At 44.0% G+C, this 16,742-nt stretch carries 12 protein-coding genes; 7 read left to right on the top strand and 5 right to left on the bottom strand.

The window, feature by feature from the left end:
* The 7 genes from tssI to ACYUCW_RS12285 form a co-directional block, all read left to right on the top strand.
* On the top strand, nucleotides 1-1,193 hold a 1,193-nt coding region (gene tssI, locus ACYUCW_RS12315), incomplete at its 5' end, for a type VI secretion system tip protein TssI/VgrG (RefSeq protein ID WP_460408697.1).
* 25 nt (nucleotides 1,194-1,218) lie between these two features.
* Nucleotides 1,219-1,638 (top strand): DcrB-related protein, encoded by a 420-nt coding sequence (locus tag ACYUCW_RS12310; RefSeq protein ID WP_004251951.1) that lies wholly within the window; start codon nucleotides 1,219-1,221, stop codon nucleotides 1,636-1,638.
* A 64-nt stretch (nucleotides 1,639-1,702) separates the two neighbouring features.
* Complete coding sequence (locus ACYUCW_RS12305; RefSeq protein ID WP_460408695.1) at nucleotides 1,703-2,791, top strand: PAAR domain-containing protein; 1,089 nt, start codon at nucleotides 1,703-1,705, stop codon at nucleotides 2,789-2,791.
* Nucleotides 2,761-6,402, top strand: coding sequence for an RHS repeat-associated core domain-containing protein (locus ACYUCW_RS12300; protein ID WP_460408694.1), 3,642 nt, complete (start codon nucleotides 2,761-2,763; stop codon nucleotides 6,400-6,402). The genes ACYUCW_RS12305 and ACYUCW_RS12300 overlap by 31 nt, the downstream gene beginning before the upstream one ends.
* Nucleotides 6,399-6,962: a hypothetical protein gene (locus tag ACYUCW_RS12295; RefSeq protein ID WP_004247666.1), complete on the top strand. Its 564-nt coding sequence runs from the start codon at nucleotides 6,399-6,401 to the stop codon at nucleotides 6,960-6,962. The genes ACYUCW_RS12300 and ACYUCW_RS12295 overlap by 4 nt, the downstream gene beginning before the upstream one ends.
* Nucleotides 6,963-7,134: 172 nt before the next feature.
* Complete coding sequence (locus ACYUCW_RS12290) at nucleotides 7,135-9,153, top strand: hypothetical protein (RefSeq protein ID WP_460408692.1); 2,019 nt, start codon at nucleotides 7,135-7,137, stop codon at nucleotides 9,151-9,153.
* Between the two features lie 72 nt (nucleotides 9,154-9,225).
* Nucleotides 9,226-10,188, top strand: a complete 963-nt coding sequence (locus ACYUCW_RS12285) for a hypothetical protein (RefSeq protein ID WP_163748617.1) — start codon at nucleotides 9,226-9,228, stop codon at nucleotides 10,186-10,188.
* A 221-nt stretch (nucleotides 10,189-10,409) separates the two neighbouring features.
* Here ACYUCW_RS12285 and ACYUCW_RS12280 read toward each other — a convergent pair whose 3' ends face one another.
* The 5 genes from ACYUCW_RS12280 to pncB all read right to left on the bottom strand — a co-directional run bounded on the left by ACYUCW_RS12280 (nucleotide 10,410) and on the right by pncB (nucleotide 16,537).
* Complete coding sequence (locus tag ACYUCW_RS12280) at nucleotides 10,410-10,517, bottom strand: type II toxin -antitoxin system TacA 1-like antitoxin (protein ID WP_157836037.1); 108 nt, start codon at nucleotides 10,515-10,517, stop codon at nucleotides 10,410-10,412.
* A 104-nt stretch (nucleotides 10,518-10,621) separates the two neighbouring features.
* Nucleotides 10,622-11,812: an amino acid aminotransferase gene (locus ACYUCW_RS12275; protein WP_012367734.1), complete on the bottom strand. Its 1,191-nt coding sequence runs from the start codon at nucleotides 11,810-11,812 to the stop codon at nucleotides 10,622-10,624.
* A 352-nt stretch (nucleotides 11,813-12,164) separates the two neighbouring features.
* Nucleotides 12,165-13,301 carry a porin gene (locus ACYUCW_RS12270; RefSeq protein WP_460408690.1) on the bottom strand — a complete coding sequence of 379 codons (1,137 nt, stop codon included), beginning with the start codon at nucleotides 13,299-13,301 and terminating at the stop codon, nucleotides 12,165-12,167.
* Between the two features lie 341 nt (nucleotides 13,302-13,642).
* Nucleotides 13,643-15,043 (bottom strand): asparagine--tRNA ligase, encoded by a 1,401-nt coding sequence (gene asnS, locus ACYUCW_RS12265; protein ID WP_004244664.1) that lies wholly within the window; start codon nucleotides 15,041-15,043, stop codon nucleotides 13,643-13,645.
* Nucleotides 15,044-15,322: 279 nt separating this feature from the next.
* On the bottom strand, nucleotides 15,323-16,537 hold the full coding sequence (gene pncB, locus ACYUCW_RS12260; RefSeq protein WP_049198950.1) for a nicotinate phosphoribosyltransferase: 1,215 nt from the start codon (nucleotides 16,535-16,537) through the stop codon (nucleotides 15,323-15,325).
* Nucleotides 16,538-16,742: the final 205 nt, after the last annotated feature.

Raw genomic sequence — 16,742 nt, 5'->3', positions numbered from 1 at the left:
ATCCGTTGTCTCATGAAAACAAAATTGAGCAGGGAGGACAGCACAGTGTGTTTGAAAGTTATGGTCGTTTTCAATTAGACGATGAAGGTCGCCCCCTAACACAGGTGCGCTTTGAGCAATTACGTAACGGCAGCAAAGTGGGGCAAGCGACAACAAACTGTTTTGCACTGATGCCCGGCAAAATCTTCACCTTATCTCAGCATCCCCATCAGCCGATGAATGATCGCTGGCAAGTGATCAGCGTCAGCCATCATGGTGTACAGCCACTGGCGGATAATAGCGGGGGCGAAGGCACACAACTGTCGAATAGCGTCTCCTTTATTCCGGGCACGCAAGAGTGGCGCCCCCCTTATCGTTATAAACCGACGGCGGACGGCGATGAAGTGGCGACGGTGGTGGGACCACCAGGGGAAGAAATCTACGTGAATGAATATGGCGCCGTGAAAGTGCATTTTCATTGGGATCGTCGGGGAAGTGCCGATCACAGTGCTTCATGCTGGGTGCGGGTTGCCATGGGTTGGAGTGGAAATGGCTATGGTTTTTCGGCGGTACCGCGCATTGGCACACAAGTGCTGGTCAGCTACCTGAATGGGGATATCGACAGGCCCATCGTGACGGGATGTACTTATGATGGTCGTAACGCACCACCGATTAAGTTCCCAGAGAATAAGACACAAACCACTTTCCGTAGCCAAACCCACAAAGGGGAAGGTTTTAATGAATTGCGTTTTGAAGATGCGGGCGGTAAGCAAGAGGTGTTTCTTCATGCGCAGAAGGATATGAATACCGTAGTCCAAAACGATAAGGGAACGACGGTAGGCGCCAATCATACTGAAACCGTTATGCAAAACCAAAAGATCTCAGTACATGGTACGCAAACTACGGCGGTTCAAGCGGATCAAAAAAATATCGTGTTTGGTAACCAACATTCAATCGTGGATGGTGAAGTGTTGATCGCATCAGCCAAAGGTATTCGTTTAATTAGTGGCAACTCGGCACTTCAATTAAACCCTGACGGGACTATCACCTTAGTGTGTAACAACTTTGATTTTTACGGCCACGGTAGCGGTCGGATTGGTACTGGTGAGTTATTAGATTTGAATATGGACGGGGCAGGTCCCGGAAACCTTGAGATGAAACCCGATACTAGCACTATCGCTCAAGCGAAAGATCAGTTCTTCCCTAAAAAATAATTAAGCAAAAGTAATAAGGTCAGCCATGAATTATCAATTCCAAGAAGGTGCTATCACATTACCGGATGAAGAATATCAAGACAATAGTCTTAATATGCTGCGTTTCCCTACGCGACAAGGCAGTATTTCTATTACGCGTGATGTAGTGGCTCCAGAGATAACCCTCAATGACTATCTGGCTGGACAGTTGTCGGCCATCAAACGTGAAATGAAAAATGCGGTGGTAAAAGCACCCACAGATTTTCGTACCGAAAAAGGAGTTACGGGCTGTGAAATCTATTGTGAAACCAAACAAAAAGGGATCCCTATTTATCAGTGGATCGCCGCTTTTCGTCTCGAAAATAAAATAGTGGTGTTGACTTACTGCCAAATTAAACCGTTTTCCAATACTGAGCAGGCGCAATGGCAAGCGTTAAGAGACAGTTTTACGCCATCGCCCAATTAATGCAATCCCGATGTTTTAACCATACCCACTGACGATTTATTGTTTATTTTATAAGGATAGAGATATGGGAAATGAATTTTTCGCAGCCAAGCAAGGCGATAAATTAATGCACTCGTCAATCTTCGCCGATATCGTGTGTGGTGTGGTTAAAGGGGCGGTTTATGCCGCGATAGGGACGGCCGCTGTGGCGCTGACCATTGGGACAGGCGGTATGGCAACGGCCGCCGGTGCGGCCATTTTTGCCGGTGCAGGGCTGGCGGCGGGCTTTACTATTGGTGGATTGATTGATGATGCCGCTGATTGGGTCGCGGATGGGATCGATAGCTTGTTCGGGCTAAGTAACCCTGATGGTGAAATCGATACTGGCTCGAAAAATGTACGTGTCAAAGGCAAGGGAGCCGCTCGCGCAGCAGGAAAATTACCGTCACCCGTGCTACTCGCTTCAATTGCGGCGGATAATACCCCACCGAAAGAAGAAAAAGGTACCGAGATTGCCTTACGCGTATTGAAAAATACCGCCATGATGGCGACTGGGGCATTTTCTTTATTGGCGGGTAAGGTGCTAGGGAACCAAACCAACAATGCGGCACCCATAGCGCTCGATCCCTCCGAGTTTCCCGAATACCCCTCACCGGAGCAAGGCTTTTTTGACAGTATTCTTTCCCCAGTAAAAGCCGCGAAACACCCGAATGCTGAACCTATGCCATTGGACACCATCACGTGCGATAAATGGCATTGTGCTAGCGCCCCTTACTTTTTAGCTGAAGGGTCGAAAAAAGTCCAAATTAATAGCCAACCGGCGTGTCGTAACGGTGATAGAAGCACCTGTGAAGCCAAAATCAGTGATAATCAAGAAAAAGGGATTGTGCGTATTGGCGGTGGCAGTGTGGTGGTACGCGATATTATGAGTGGGCGTAACCCCTTTGCCGAAATGTTTGGTGAAATTCTCGGTGGCCTTGCTGTTGGCGCGGCGTCTACCCTGTTTCGCAGAGGGGGACTCAAGGCGATTAAACAGTGTTTGAATAGTGTAGGCTGTACTTTGGTGAGTGAAATCGCCAGTACCGCAGTGGGCAGTATGGTAGTCGCCTCGGTGACCCAAGCCTTTAATAGTGTGCGTCACCCGTGCATGCGGCTACGGGGGCGAAAGTCCTAAATGGAGAGGATGACACCGATTTTATTATTGATGGTGTGTACCCGTTAGTCTGGTCGCGTATTTACCAAAGTCGTAATACGGGTGAAAATCGTTTAGGACGCGGTTGGGCGATGCCGTTTGATGTCTTTTTGACAATTGACGACACGGGTAAAGGGCTTGAGAATGAAAACATTTATTATCATGACATGTCGGGGAGGCGTTTAGCGTTAGGAAAAATCGCCCTTGGACAGAAAGTGTTCTATCAAGATGAAGGCTTTACCGTCTATCGCACGACAAACAATCTTTTCCTTGTTGAATCGGCGGAAGGTGATTATCAATTTTTCGAAGCCAATCCACATAAAATCAATACACTGCGCTTAATGAAAAGTGCTGATCGTCATAATAACGCTTTACACTACCGCTATGCTAATGACGGTGAATTGGTACAAATTCATGATGATGCGTATCTGACCGATATCCGGTTACATTATGATGAAATCACCCAACGCTTACAGTCGGTGACCCGCCACCAAGGACAAGAAGAAAAAACGCTGGTCACTTATACTTATGATGCACAACAGCGTTTAGTGCAAGTCACTAATGCGGATAAGCGAGTGACTCGTCGTTTTGGCTGGGATGATGAATCGGGTTTAATGGCCATGCACCAATATGCCACAGGGGTCAGTAGTCATTATCGTTGGCAACGTTTTGATGCCTTTACCATTGAAGACAATGAACCTGAGTGGCGAGTGGTTGAGCACTGGCTTAAAGACGGTAAACGCTGTTTAGAGCATACCGAACTGACCTATGATTTAGCTCAACGAACCCTCACCACCGTGGAAACGGGGGGCGAAACCACCTTCCGTCGCTGGAATGAACAACAACAAATTATCGAATACACCAATGCATTGAATGAAACGTGGTGGTTTGAATGGGATACCAGCCGCCTATTAACGAAAGCAATAGCCCCAGATGGCAGTGAATGGGGGTATACCTATGATGAGCGCGGTAATTTAACCCAATCGACCGATCCCGAACAACAATCGACTTGCTATGATTGGGACAAAGATTTTGCGTTTCCCACGGCACAAACTTTGCCAAATGGGGCGGCTTGGCATTGGGAGTACAATGAGCACGGCGATATTCGTCGTGTGATTGACCCGCTTGGCCATATCACGCGCTTGGCGTGGGATGACCAAGGCCTGTGTCTGGGGCAAGTGGATGCTAAGGGTAATGAAACCAACTATCGCTATAATGCCCGCGGTCAGTTAATCGAGCAACGGGACTGTTCGGGTTATCCCACCACCTTGACCTACGATGATTGGGGACAACTTCGCTCGTTGACCAATGCACAGAATGAAACCACGACTTACACCTTTAGTGAAGCGGGGTTGTTGTTAACAGAGTGCTTACCGGATGGGACAGAAAACCGTTATGACTATGATGCCACCGGGCAATTAGTGGGAATAACGGATGCCGGAGAGCGCCATATTCTGTTGCGCCGTAACCGTCGTGGACAAGTAATAGCCCGACGCGATCCGGCAGGGCATTGGTTGCATTTTCACTATGATACTTTCGGGCGTATGCAGGCGCTGGAGAATGAACAGGGCGAGCAGTACCGCTTTGGCTATGATGCGTTACACCGTTTAACCGATGAACACGATTTAATCGGACAACAAAAGCACTATCAGTACGATGTGATGGGGAATGTCACCCAGATAAAAACCACTCCGGGGCCTTGCGTTGATACGCCGATGCCCTTATCCCCGCAGGTGACCACCTTCGGTTACGATAAAGTGGGACGGTTGCTGTTTCGAGAAAACGCCGATTATCGCACGGAATACCTTTATCAACCTTTGAGTGTGACGTTACGCCGAGTCCCCATGGCGATATGGCATGAAGCCGAACGCACCGGCACCACCGCCCGCGTAGAGTATCAAGACGCCCTGACCTTTACCTACGATAAAGTGGGGCAGTTGGTTCGAGAAGCCAGTGCCCGCGGTGATTATCAACATCACTATGATGTGCTGGGTAATATCACTCGCACCGAGTTGCCCCATCAACGGGCATTTGAATACCTGTATTACGGCTCTGGGCATTTACAACAAACGCAATGGCGAGATAATGCGCAACTGACGGTATTGGCGGAATATCAACGAGACCGTTTACACCGAGAAACGTTGCGCACCAGTGGCGCCTTAGACAATGAAACGGGCTATGACTGTCGGGGACGTATTACGCACCAAGTGGCGAGCCAAATGAATGCCTCACAGTTTGTGACCCCGGTGATTGACCGTCGTTATCGTTGGGATAAACGCAATCAACTTATCGAGCGCAGTGTCAGTTATGGTCAAACGGGCGAGGTTTTTACCGCCGGACATTGGTACTACCACAGTTATCAGTACGACCCACTGGGACAGTTGACAGCGCATTTAGGGTCGGTGCAAACCGAACACTTTCTGTATGATGCAGCAGCCAATTTACTGACCCGTCCGCACACCGAAGCACCGCATAACCAAGTACAAGGCAGTGATAAATTTGATTATCGCTACGACGGTTTTGGTCGCATGGTCTCCCGCTATGAAAAAGGCAGTAGCTCGGGGCAACGTTATCACTATGACAGTGACCACCGCATTATCGCGGTGGATATCGACCAAGGGCCCTTAGGGTATCAGCGAGGGGAATACCGCTACGATATCTTAGGGCGCCGGATTGAAAAACGGCTATGGAAAGCCAGTGCGATTGCCAATACGGTGACCTATCATCAACATGAGCCGGATGAAGTGTACACCTTTGGCTGGGTAGGGATGCGACTGGTGTCTGAGCACAGTAGCGCAGCGCCCCATACCACGGTTTATCATGCTTACAATGACCAAAGTTATACCCCTCTTGCCCGCATTGAATGTACGGATAACCCGCTTAATCCGCAACGGGCGATTTATTATACGCACAGCAGTTTAAGTGGCTTACCGGAAGCGTTGACCAACAGTGAGGGTGAAATAGTTTGGCAAGGGCAATACAGTGCTTGGGGGCATTTACAGCGTCAAACCCGCCCCACAAGCACATTTAATCGTGAACAGAACCTGCGTTTTCAAGGGCAGTATTTCGACAAAGAGACGGGCCTGCATTATAATACGTTCAGGTACTATGCCCCGGATTTAGGCCGTTTTACCCAACAAGACCCAATAGGGTTGGCGGGGGGGATAAACTTATATGCTTATGCGCCAAATCCATTGACATGGGTGGATCCTTGGGGGCATTGTGCGGTCAAACTTTCTAAAAATATGGTAGCTGATGGTACGCCTAGACCTGCCAATACCGCAGCTCATCATATTGTTGGTGATACATCTAAAGGTGCCCAGCCAGCCAGAGATATTCTGAAAAAACATGGTATTGATGTTGATGATGCTAGAAATGGTGTTTTCCTGCCAAATAGAAATAATGTTGATGAAGCATTGTCAGGAATAAAACATAATGGCAGACATCCAAATGATTATATAGAAGCAGTGAATGAAAGGATTATTAGGGCTGATAAAGAAGGAGGTAAACAAGGGGTAATAGATACATTATCTGAAATTCGAGAAATCCTATCCTCTGCTAGTAGAAATGCTAAATGGAAAACTATATTATGATTAATAAAGTCTATTATTTAAAATCAGATTTGGAAAACTATAGTTCTTTTATTCAAAATTATCCTGATGGAGAAGAAAGTATAATAGGGAGAGCGATGGATCAGCGATGGTCTAAATTTACTGATGACTATACTGCTATTTCATTAGAGTTAAATTCCAATGATTTTGGAAGAAAGAATTATAAATTTGATTTTAGTAGTTTTTTGTCGCCATTTATGGTTTTTAGTGAAGATGCATTGGTGTCTTTATCTGATATTTTGAGTTCAAGAGGACAAGTATTACCCGTTAAGACTGAGAGCAAACGGAAGAAATTTGTTGGTTATTATCCAACTAATTCACTTTCAGGATGTTTTGACAGAAAAAATTCTGTTTATCGGGAATACCCCAATGGATTAATGATTGAAAAGCCAGTTCTCATAAAAAATAACATCACTGATGAGTATTTATTTACTATTGACGAATATATTAGTCGAATCTTTGTTACGGATAAATTTAAACAAAGAGTAGAAGATGCAGGTTTAACGGCTTTCGATTTTTCAGTGGAAATAGAATTATCGTAAAAATAAAAAAGAAAGTAAAATTTTTCAATTATTGACTAACCAGTTACTAGGCTTTTTGTGTCAAAAAAAGTCGTGATTTAAAAATTATCGTTACTAGTCAATATTTAGCAGGTAATGGTTATGAAGGTCTGTATTTCGCTTTACCATTGAAGACAATGAACCTGAGTGGCGAGTGGTTGAACACTGGCTTAAAGACGGTAAACGCTGTTTAGAGTATACCGAACTGACCTATGATTTAGCTCAACGAACCCTCACCACCGTGGAAACGGGGGGCGAAACCACCTTCCGTCGCTGGAATGAACAACAGCAAATTATCGAATACACCAATGCATTGAATGAAACGTGGTGGTTTGAATGGGATACCAGCCGCTTATTAACGAAAGCGATAGCCCCAGATGGCAGTGAATGGGGGTATACCTATGATGAGCGCGGTAATTTAACCCAATCGACCGATCCCGAACAACAATCGACTTGCTATGATTGGGACAAAGATTTTGCGTTTCCCACGGCACAAACCTTGCCAAATGGGGCGGCTTGGCATTGGGAGTACAATGAGCACGGCGATATTCGTCGTGTGATTGACCCGCTTGGCCATATCACGCGCTTGGCGTGGGATGACCAAGGCCTGTGTCTGGGGCAAGTGGATGCTAAGGGTAATGAAACCCACTATCGCTATAATGCCCGCGGTCAGTTAATCGAGCAACGGGACTGTTCGGGTTATCCCACCACCTTGACCTACGATGATTGGGGACAACTTCGCTCGTTGACCAATGCACAGAATGAAACCACGACTTACACCTTTAGTGAAGCGGGGTTGTTGTTAACAGAGCGCTTACCGGATGGGACAGAAAACCGTTATGACTATGATGCCACCGGGCAATTAGTGGGAATAACGGATGCCGGAGAGCGCCATATTCTGTTGCGCCGTAACCGTCGTGGACAAGTAATAGCCCGACGCGATCCGGCAGGGCATTGGTTGCATTTTCACTATGATACTTTCGGGCGTATGCAGGCGCTGGAGAATGAACAGGGCGAGCAGTACCGCTTTGAGTATGATGCCTTGCATCGTTTAACCGATGAACATGATCTTATCGGACAACAAAAGCACTATCAGTACGATGTGATGGGGAATGTCACCCAAATAAAAACCACCCCTGGGCCTTCCATTGATACGCCGATGCCCTTATCCCCGCAGGTGACCACCTTCGGTTACGATAAAGTGGGACGGTTGCTGTTTCGAGAAAACGCCGATTATCGCACGGAATACCTTTATCAACCTTTGAGTGTGACGTTACGCAGAGTCCCCATGGCGATATGGCATGAAGCCGAACGCACCGGCACCACCGCCCGCGTAGAGTATCAAGACGCCCTGACCTTTACCTACGATAAAGTGGGGCAGTTGGTTCGAGAAGCCAGTGCCCGCGGTGATTATCAACATCACTATGATGTGCTGGGTAATATCACTCGCACTGAGTTGCCCCATCAACGGGCATTTGAATACCTGTATTACGGCTCTGGGCATTTACAACAAACGCAATGGCGAGATAATGCGCAACTGACGGTATTGGCGGAATATCAACGAGACCGTTTACACCGAGAAACGTTGCGCACCAGTGGCGCCTTAGACAATGAAACGGGCTATGACTGTCGGGGACGTATTACGCACCAAGTGGCGCGCCAAATGAATGCCTCACAGTTTGTGACCCCGGTGATTGACCGTCGTTATCGTTGGGATAAACGCAATCAACTTATCGAGCGCAGTGTCAGTTATGGTCAAACGGGCGAGGTTTTTACCGCCGGACATTGGTACTACCACAGTTATCAGTACGACCCGCTGGGGCAGTTGACGGCGCATTTAGGGTCGGTGCAAACCGAACACTTTCTGTATGATGCGGCGGCCAATTTACTGACTCGTCCGCACACCGAAGCACCGCATAACCAAGTACAAGGCAGTGATAAGTATGATTATCGCTACGACGGTTTTGGTCGCATGGTATCGCGCTATGAAAAAGGCAGTAGCTCGGGACAACGTTATCACTATGACAGTGACCACCGCATTATCGCGGTGGATATCGACCAAGGGCCCTTAGGGTATCAGCGAGCGGAATACCGCTACGATATTTTAGGGCGCCGGATTGAAAAACGGTTATGGAAAGCCAGTGCGATTGCCAACACAGTCATATATCACTAACATGAGCCGGATAAAGTGTACCAAAGGCTCTAGATGAGATCCTATAACAACTGAAAAAGGGAAAGAAAGATAATGGAGTATATAACTAATAAACATTGGGCCAAATATATCAAGGGATATATTTTTACTGGTTGTGCAATCCGAGATAAAAATATTGTGTACTTTTGTTTGCGCAAAGATATTCCATACGAAAAGGCTCGAAATTTATGGAACAGCGAAATCCCCTCACAGTTATTATGTATTTATTTAGACACACCAGATGACCCGATTGATTATATTAGAATTGAAGGGTTCGATAATCCTAAAGTAGGTATTTGTTTAAAACCGAAAGAACAAGGGATGCTTGCATCTAGAGGCGATGGTGGGTTTGTCAAGTGTATGGGCAGTGGATCTAAATTTCCGCTAGAAAAAGTTATGGATGGTGACTATGCAAACCCTAAAAATATCAAATGTGTTGGTGGATATGCTTATTATGTTGGCTCTGCACGCAAAATTTATAAACGTGTGGATATTGGGAAATGGCAGAGAATTCAACATGGGATACCAGGAGGAGAAACCAATACAGATATGGGGTTCACTGATCTCGATGGTTTTTCTGAGCAGGATATGTATGCCGTTGGCGGTGCAGGTGATGTTTGGCATTATAATGGCGAAATCTGGATCCCCTGTGGTTTTCCCTCTAATGAGCAATTAAGTACAGTTTTATGCGCCCCTGATGGTTATGTGTATATTGGCGGTGAAGGGGGCAGTTTATGGCGAGGGCGTGAATACCAATGGGAAAAACTTTATCACGGTAGTTCGGCTATTTTACTGAACCAGTTGCGTTGGTTTGAAGATAAAGTATGGGCATGTGATGACTATCGCTTACAGTGTTGGAATGGTAAAGAAATGGTCCGTCCCAAGGATGGTGATAAAAATGTTATCGCCTCAGGTCATATGGATGTCCGCGATGGGATTTTAGTTGTAGCTGATGATTATAATGTTGATCTGTATGATGGAACCGCTTGGCATAAGATAGTGAGACCTTATAAATAATAGGATTATTGTGAACATCAAGGCCTTATTGGAACTTACCCCAGTTTTTTAGCCTGAGTTCTAAAGCCTTTTCACCGGAGGAAAAACCTCCAGCCTATGGCCTATTTTGAGTGGTTCAGGTGCTGTCAGTTTCAATGTCATTCCTCTTAAGGGGATTTAGACATCACTGTTTTTCGTAATGTTTCGTTGCTTACAAGTGTTGCATCAAGTGGGTTGATAAATTACTGATAAACTTCGGAATTAACATTTATGACTCGCAGATCTGTCAGTGTTTCTTCGGCTGAACGTCGAACGGCTTTCAAAACAAATTCAGTATGGTTTTTTCCCACAGCACGAATAAAACAATAAAAAACCCAACAACATATCTAATTAAATGCTGTTGGGTTATAAAACGTGTTATCTAACTGTATGCTTTAAAACGATGAAAAAGCCATTAAAGTACAGCGACAATGGCTTCACACAATGGAACCATATTTTCCAGTGTTAAGCCTGCGACATTAATACGACCAGAGCCGACAATATAAATACCATATTCAGCACGTAGACGTTCAACTTGCTCTTTATTAAGACCACTAAATGAGAACATACCATTTTGGTCAATAATAAAGCTGAAATCTTGTTTTGCGCCTTTTTCTTGTAACGTTGTCACCAGCAATTGGCGCATACGCTGAATGCGCTCACGCATTGTGGTGAGCTCTTCAATCCACTCTTCTTTTAACTCTGGGTTAGATAAAATAGTGGTCACCACAGATGCACCATGTGCCGGTGGATTAGAGTAGTTTGCGCGAATAATCGCTTTGGCTTGGCTAAATGCTTTCTCAGCAGTATCGCTCTCTTTTGCGACAATAGTGCAAGCACCTACACGCTCATTATAAAGGCCAAAGTTTTTTGAATATGAGCTTGCAACAATCAGCTCAGGATTGCTTTCAGCAAATAGGCGTAAGCCTTGCGCGTCTTCTTCAAGACCATTAGCAAAACCTTGGTAAGCAAAGTCAAATACTGGTAACCAACCTTTCTCAGCGGATAAGGCAGCCAGTTGACGCCATTGCTCTAGCGTTGGGTCAATACCACTTGGGTTATGGCAACATCCGTGGAACAGCACAACATCACCTGCTTGTGCATTTTGTAGGCTGGCTAGCATACCTTCAAAATCTAAACCGTGGCTTTCTGCATCATAATAATCATATTGGCAAATTTCTAAGCCAGCAGTCTGAAAAATATTATTATGGTTGGGCCAAGTCGGGTTACTTATCCATACACGTTTAGCATTAGTTTGCTGAGCAATAAAGTCCGCAGCAATACGTAATGCCCCAGTACCACCCGGAGCTTGTGCTGTACGTGCACGTTTTTCTGTGATGATAGGGTGTTGTTCACCAAACAACAGTGCTTGAGTGACCGCACCAAACTCAGGAATACCGCTAATAGGAAGATAATTTTTAGTGGATTCGTTTTCTAATAAATATTTTTCTGCTTTTTTAACGGTGGTGAGTACAGGTGTTTTACCTGTTTCATCCTTATAAACACCAATCCCTAAGTTAATTTTGTTTTCACGAGTATCAGAACGGAAACTATCAGCTAAACCCAGAATAGGATCGGCTGGTGCAGCAATGATTTTCTCAAACATAGTGTAATTATTCCCTAAGCTCAAAACGAAGCAGAATTATGAGTAACAAGAGTAACGCTATAGAATCGGTTTGCCAACAGTTTGTAGAGAAATTAGCAAGAAGTTGTGAACTAAGTGAGAATAAATAGCAAAACAAGATGTAAATAAGTAAATCTTTCGTGATTACATTAACATGTAAATATAACCACTAAAAATAACTAACAGTTTAGTATAATAAACTGTTTATCTTGGTATTAGAAAAGGAGGAACAGAAAAGCGAGCAATATAAATAGGATAGGCAAATAAAAAAGCAACACCGAAGTGTTGCTTTTCAAATCAATTAACTTGACTGTTTAATTACCTTAAAGGGTAATTAGAACTGATAAGTCAGACCTAAACCAACTACGTTGTCAGTTGCAATGCCAGCTTCTTTAGTGAAGTCATTTTTATCAATCAGGTTGATTTTATAATCAACAACCGCAGTCATATTTTTGTTAAATTTGTAGAAAGAACCTACAGAGATATATTTAACTAAATCTTGGTCATTATTAAAGTTCTTGTAACCTAGATCTTTACCTTTAGATTGAACATAGGCTAAAGATGGTTTGATACCTAAATCAGCAAAATCATACTGTGCAGTTAACTCGATATTTTGAGTTTTGTTAGCAATATCTTTATCTTCACCGAAATAAGTCATGTTACGGGTTTCACCGTACATTGCTGCTAAGTAAACATTGTTAGCTTCGAATTTACCACCAACGTTCCATGCTTCAGCACGTTCACCACCAGCTAAGCTTGCGTGTTGTTGTGGTGCTGTACGAGCAGAACTTGAGTAACCACCACCCAGTGTTACGCCCCAGCCTAAGTTATAAGCGGTAGAGAAACCAAAACCGTCGCCATTTGATTTAGCATCTGCTTTACTTGACGCTGGATCTTTTGGATCATATGTACCACGAGTATTGTTGGTGTTTTCGTTATTTTTGCCTTGATATTGCAGAGCAAAGCTTAAACCATCAACATAACCGAACATATCAGTGTTACGGTAAGTTAATACGCCAGTAGTACGGCCAGTCATATAAACGTCAGTTTGCGCCATGGAGTCACCGCCCCATAAAGGCAGAACGCCAGTCCATGCGTTGGTGTCATAAATTACACCGTAGTTACGGCCGTAGTCTAAAGAACCGAAGTCAGCAAATTTCAGACCAGCAAAAGCTAGACGAGTTTTGTCGTTACCTTTGCTTCCTTCAGTATTATTAGTTTTAACTTCGTATTCAAAACGACCAAAACCAATTAGGTCTTTATTTATTTGAGTTTCGCCTTTGAAACCGATACGTGCACGAGATGCATCACCGTCTTCACCAGAATCTTTGTCAGCGAAGTAATGATGAACGTCAACTTTACCGTAGATATCTACTTTGTTGCCGTCTTTGTTGTACATTTCAGCTGCGTTTGCTGCACCAGCAAACATTAAAGCTGGGATTACCACTGCAAGAATATTGCGCTTCATCATTATTATTACCCTCATTGGTGTTATTCAGACACCTTTGCCACTGCCAGAAATAGTTTCTTAATTTTTATGGAACTATTTATGAGAGTTAAGTGTCGTCTGTGTCGGGTGACAGTGTTCCATTGGTAAAAAATTTTATCTACCCCGAATTTGCTACAAAATCGAAAAAAGTGTAACAAATTGTAACAATGTATTTCAAAGTGTGTATTTGGGGGAACTTTTCCATCAAATTGTAGCCATGCATAAAAAAAGCCAACCCTGAGGTTGGCTTCTGGTATAACTAAAGTTAGTACAATTAATCAGCAACACAAATGTTTTTTGTTGGCTACTAATTAATCAAACTATTAGAAATCGACATTTCTTGGTGTACGTGGGAATGGGATCACTTCACGAATATTTGTGACACCAGTCACATAAGCAACTAAGCGTTCAAAGCCGAGACCAAAACCAGAGTGTGGTACTGTGCCATAACGGCGTAAATCACGATACCACCAGTAGTCTTCTTTATTCATACCCATCTCAGCTAAACGTTTATCAAACATCTCTAAACGTTCTTCACGTTGAGAACCACCAATGATTTCACCGATACCTGGTGCTAACACATCCATTGCCGCAACTGTTTTACCGTCTTCATTCATACGCATATAGAATGCTTTGATATCTTTCGGGTAGTTCTTCACAACCACAGGGGCTTTAAAGTGTTTCTCAGCAAGATAGCGCTCATGCTCGGAGGAGAGGTCAACACCCCAATAAACTGGGTTTTCAAATTTCTGGCCGCAATTTTCTAACACAGTAATCGCATCTGTGTAGTCAATTTGTGCGAAATCAGAAGCGATAAAGTGCTCTAAACGTGTAATGGCTTCTTTATCAACGCGTTGAGCAAAAAACTCCATATCATCTCTGCGCTCAGCTAACACGGCAGAAAAGGCATATTTCAGCATTTTTTCTGCTAATCCGGCGATATCATTCAGATCAGCAAAAGCCACTTCAGGTTCAACCATCCAGAATTCAGCTAAGTGACGACTAGTATTTGAATTCTCAGCGCGGAAAGTTGGGCCGAAAGTATAGACTTTACTTAATGCAGAGGCATAAGTTTCGCCGTTTAATTGTCCTGATACGGTTAAGAAAGCTTCGCGACCAAAAAAGTCTTCGCTAAAATCAACTTCACCTTTATCAGTACGTGGCAGGTTGTTCATATCTAAGGTAGAGACACGGAACATTTCACCCGCACCTTCGGTATCCGCCGCCGTAATTAATGGCGTAGAAACCCAGAAAAAGCCTTGCTCATCGAAGAAACGATGTAGTGCTTGTGCCAAGGTATGGCGAACACGTGCAACAGCACCAATTAAGTTTGTGCGTGGACGAAGATGAGCAACTTCACGCAGATACTCAACGCTGTGACGTTTAGCGGCCATCGGATAAGTTTCCGGATCATCAACCATTCCTACTACCACAACTTTGGTCGCATGAATTTCAAAGTTCTGACCTTGACCCGGAGATTCAACAATTTTACCGGTGACTTCCACAGAGCAACCTGTGGTTAAGTGCAGCACTTCATCTTGATAATTCGGTAAATTATTATTAATGATGGCCTGTACTGGATTAAAGCAGGAACCGTCATAGACGGTAAGGAATGAGATACCAGCTTTTGAATCTCTTCTTGTACGTACCCAACCGCGAACGGTGACGTCTTCGCCAACCGCGATACGGCCTTGCAGTACGTCGACTACAGGCGCAACGATCATAAATAAATCTCTCTTCGTTTAATTAAAATAATTGTTTAGTAAATTCATTCTGCCCCTGTCGGACAGTTTTTCTATGTTACTTGCAATAGCGCAGGAAACAAGTAGGAAATTTCAGTTTAAAGAGGGAATCAGCAAGAGAAAAGCCTTTATAGAAAATATTTTGCTAAAAATAGGTAAAATCAGTCGAATAGTGGGGGTGATAGCAAAAAGAAAGGGCAATATTGGCCCTTTCTTTATAGATAGAATAGATAGAGTGAATAGATAGCGATTTAATCTTTATTAACAAGCTTGCCTAACAAGAGGAACATCAAAGGCTTTACGTAGCTTGTCGACAAACTCATCATCTTCACAAATGGTTTTACCTGGACTATCCGATAATTTAGCAACAGGTTTACCATTACACTCCACCAGCTTAATCACAATATTAAGAGGTGTAATATTCGGGATATTACAAGTCAATCTGGTGCCGATACCAAAAATTAAGCGGATACGCTTATGGAAATGCTTATAAAGTGCTAAGGCTTTCTGAAAGTCGAGGCTATCAGAGAATACCAATACTTTACTCATCGGATCGATGCCGAGCTTTTCATAATGAGCAATGGCTTTTTCACCCCATTCAATCGGATCACCTGAGTCATGACGTAACCCTTGATAACGGCTGGCGAATGGCATATCAAAGTCACGTAAGAATGCATCCATAGTGATACAATCAGTGAGTGCAATACCGAGTTGATCTGGGTATTCATCTAACCATGATTGCAATGCAGCCCGTTGACTATTGGCAAGCTCAGGACTAATTTGCTGATGTGCTTGGAACCATTCATGGGCTTGTGTGCCTACGGGGGCCAGTTGCATACGTTCAGCAAAATGATAGTTACTGGTGCCGATAAGATAAGGGAAATGATTTTTTAATTCATCGACAATGGCACGTTGCACATCATAAGAAAAGCGACGACGAGTACCAAAATCCATCAATTTGAAATCCGCTAAATCAATCTGTTGTTCAGCCGCATCACGATAGAAAATATCGATAAGTTTGCGTAATTGAATAACGGCGTCATCAGCGGTGATTTGTGGCGAACGAGCACGGTGGACAATTTCACTCACCAATGCTAACAAAGGAACTTCCCATAAAATAACTTCACGCCAAGGGCCAGTTATCTTAATTGTCAATTGATTGTCAGCAGTGGTCGCGATATGCACTTGCTCGGGTTTAAAGCGAAAATGTTTAAACCATTGCAGATAGTCATTTTTAAAGAAAGGCAGGCTTTGAAGATAGCCAAACTCTTCATTAGTTAATGACAAGTCTGCCATCATATCCACTTGATGGCGTAAGGTTGTTGCATATTCACCTAGACGTTCATCACTCCGGCAGCGGAATTCAGCAACGACAGGAATATCACTATAATGATGGTAAACCGCCTGTTGCATGTGGAGCTTGTATGCATCGGTATCCAACAGTGATGTAATAATCGGTGTAGCGTCTAAAATCATAGCGCGTCAAGCATCCTCACGGAGCGTTTTTATGTCAGCTAAATCGTTAAGGTTGGAGAGTATACCCGAATATGATGATAATGCGTCACTATTCGTTAATATTTCTCTGCGACATAAAAACAAGCTGTAAATCTCTATTGAGTTTACCACGTTAAACATAATTTGGGAGTATGTTAGCATCAATTAGCAAATAAATTAGTTACAC

The sequence above is a fragment of the Proteus sp. MB838 genome, from assembly GCF_054767435.1.
This window is presented reverse-complemented; position numbering and strand designations above follow the sequence as displayed.

Bases quoted from the DNA above. Each gene is read 5' to 3' on its own strand.
- ACYUCW_RS12295 (WP_004247666.1), top strand. From the start codon at position 6,399: ATGATTAATAAAGTCTATTATTTAAAATCAGATTTGGAAAACTATAGT.
- asnS (WP_004244664.1), bottom strand. From the start codon at position 15,043: ATGATCGTTGCGCCTGTAGTCGACGTACTGCAAGGCCGTATCGCGGTT.
- ACYUCW_RS12270 (WP_460408690.1), bottom strand. From the start codon at position 13,301: ATGATGAAGCGCAATATTCTTGCAGTGGTAATCCCAGCTTTAATGTTT.
- ACYUCW_RS12285 (WP_163748617.1), top strand. From the start codon at position 9,226: ATGGAGTATATAACTAATAAACATTGGGCCAAATATATCAAGGGATAT.
- ACYUCW_RS12305 (WP_460408695.1), top strand. From the start codon at position 1,703: ATGGGAAATGAATTTTTCGCAGCCAAGCAAGGCGATAAATTAATGCAC.
- pncB (WP_049198950.1), bottom strand. From the start codon at position 16,537: ATGATTTTAGACGCTACACCGATTATTACATCACTGTTGGATACCGAT.
- ACYUCW_RS12275 (WP_012367734.1), bottom strand. From the start codon at position 11,812: ATGTTTGAGAAAATCATTGCTGCACCAGCCGATCCTATTCTGGGTTTA.
- ACYUCW_RS12310 (WP_004251951.1), top strand. From the start codon at position 1,219: ATGAATTATCAATTCCAAGAAGGTGCTATCACATTACCGGATGAAGAA.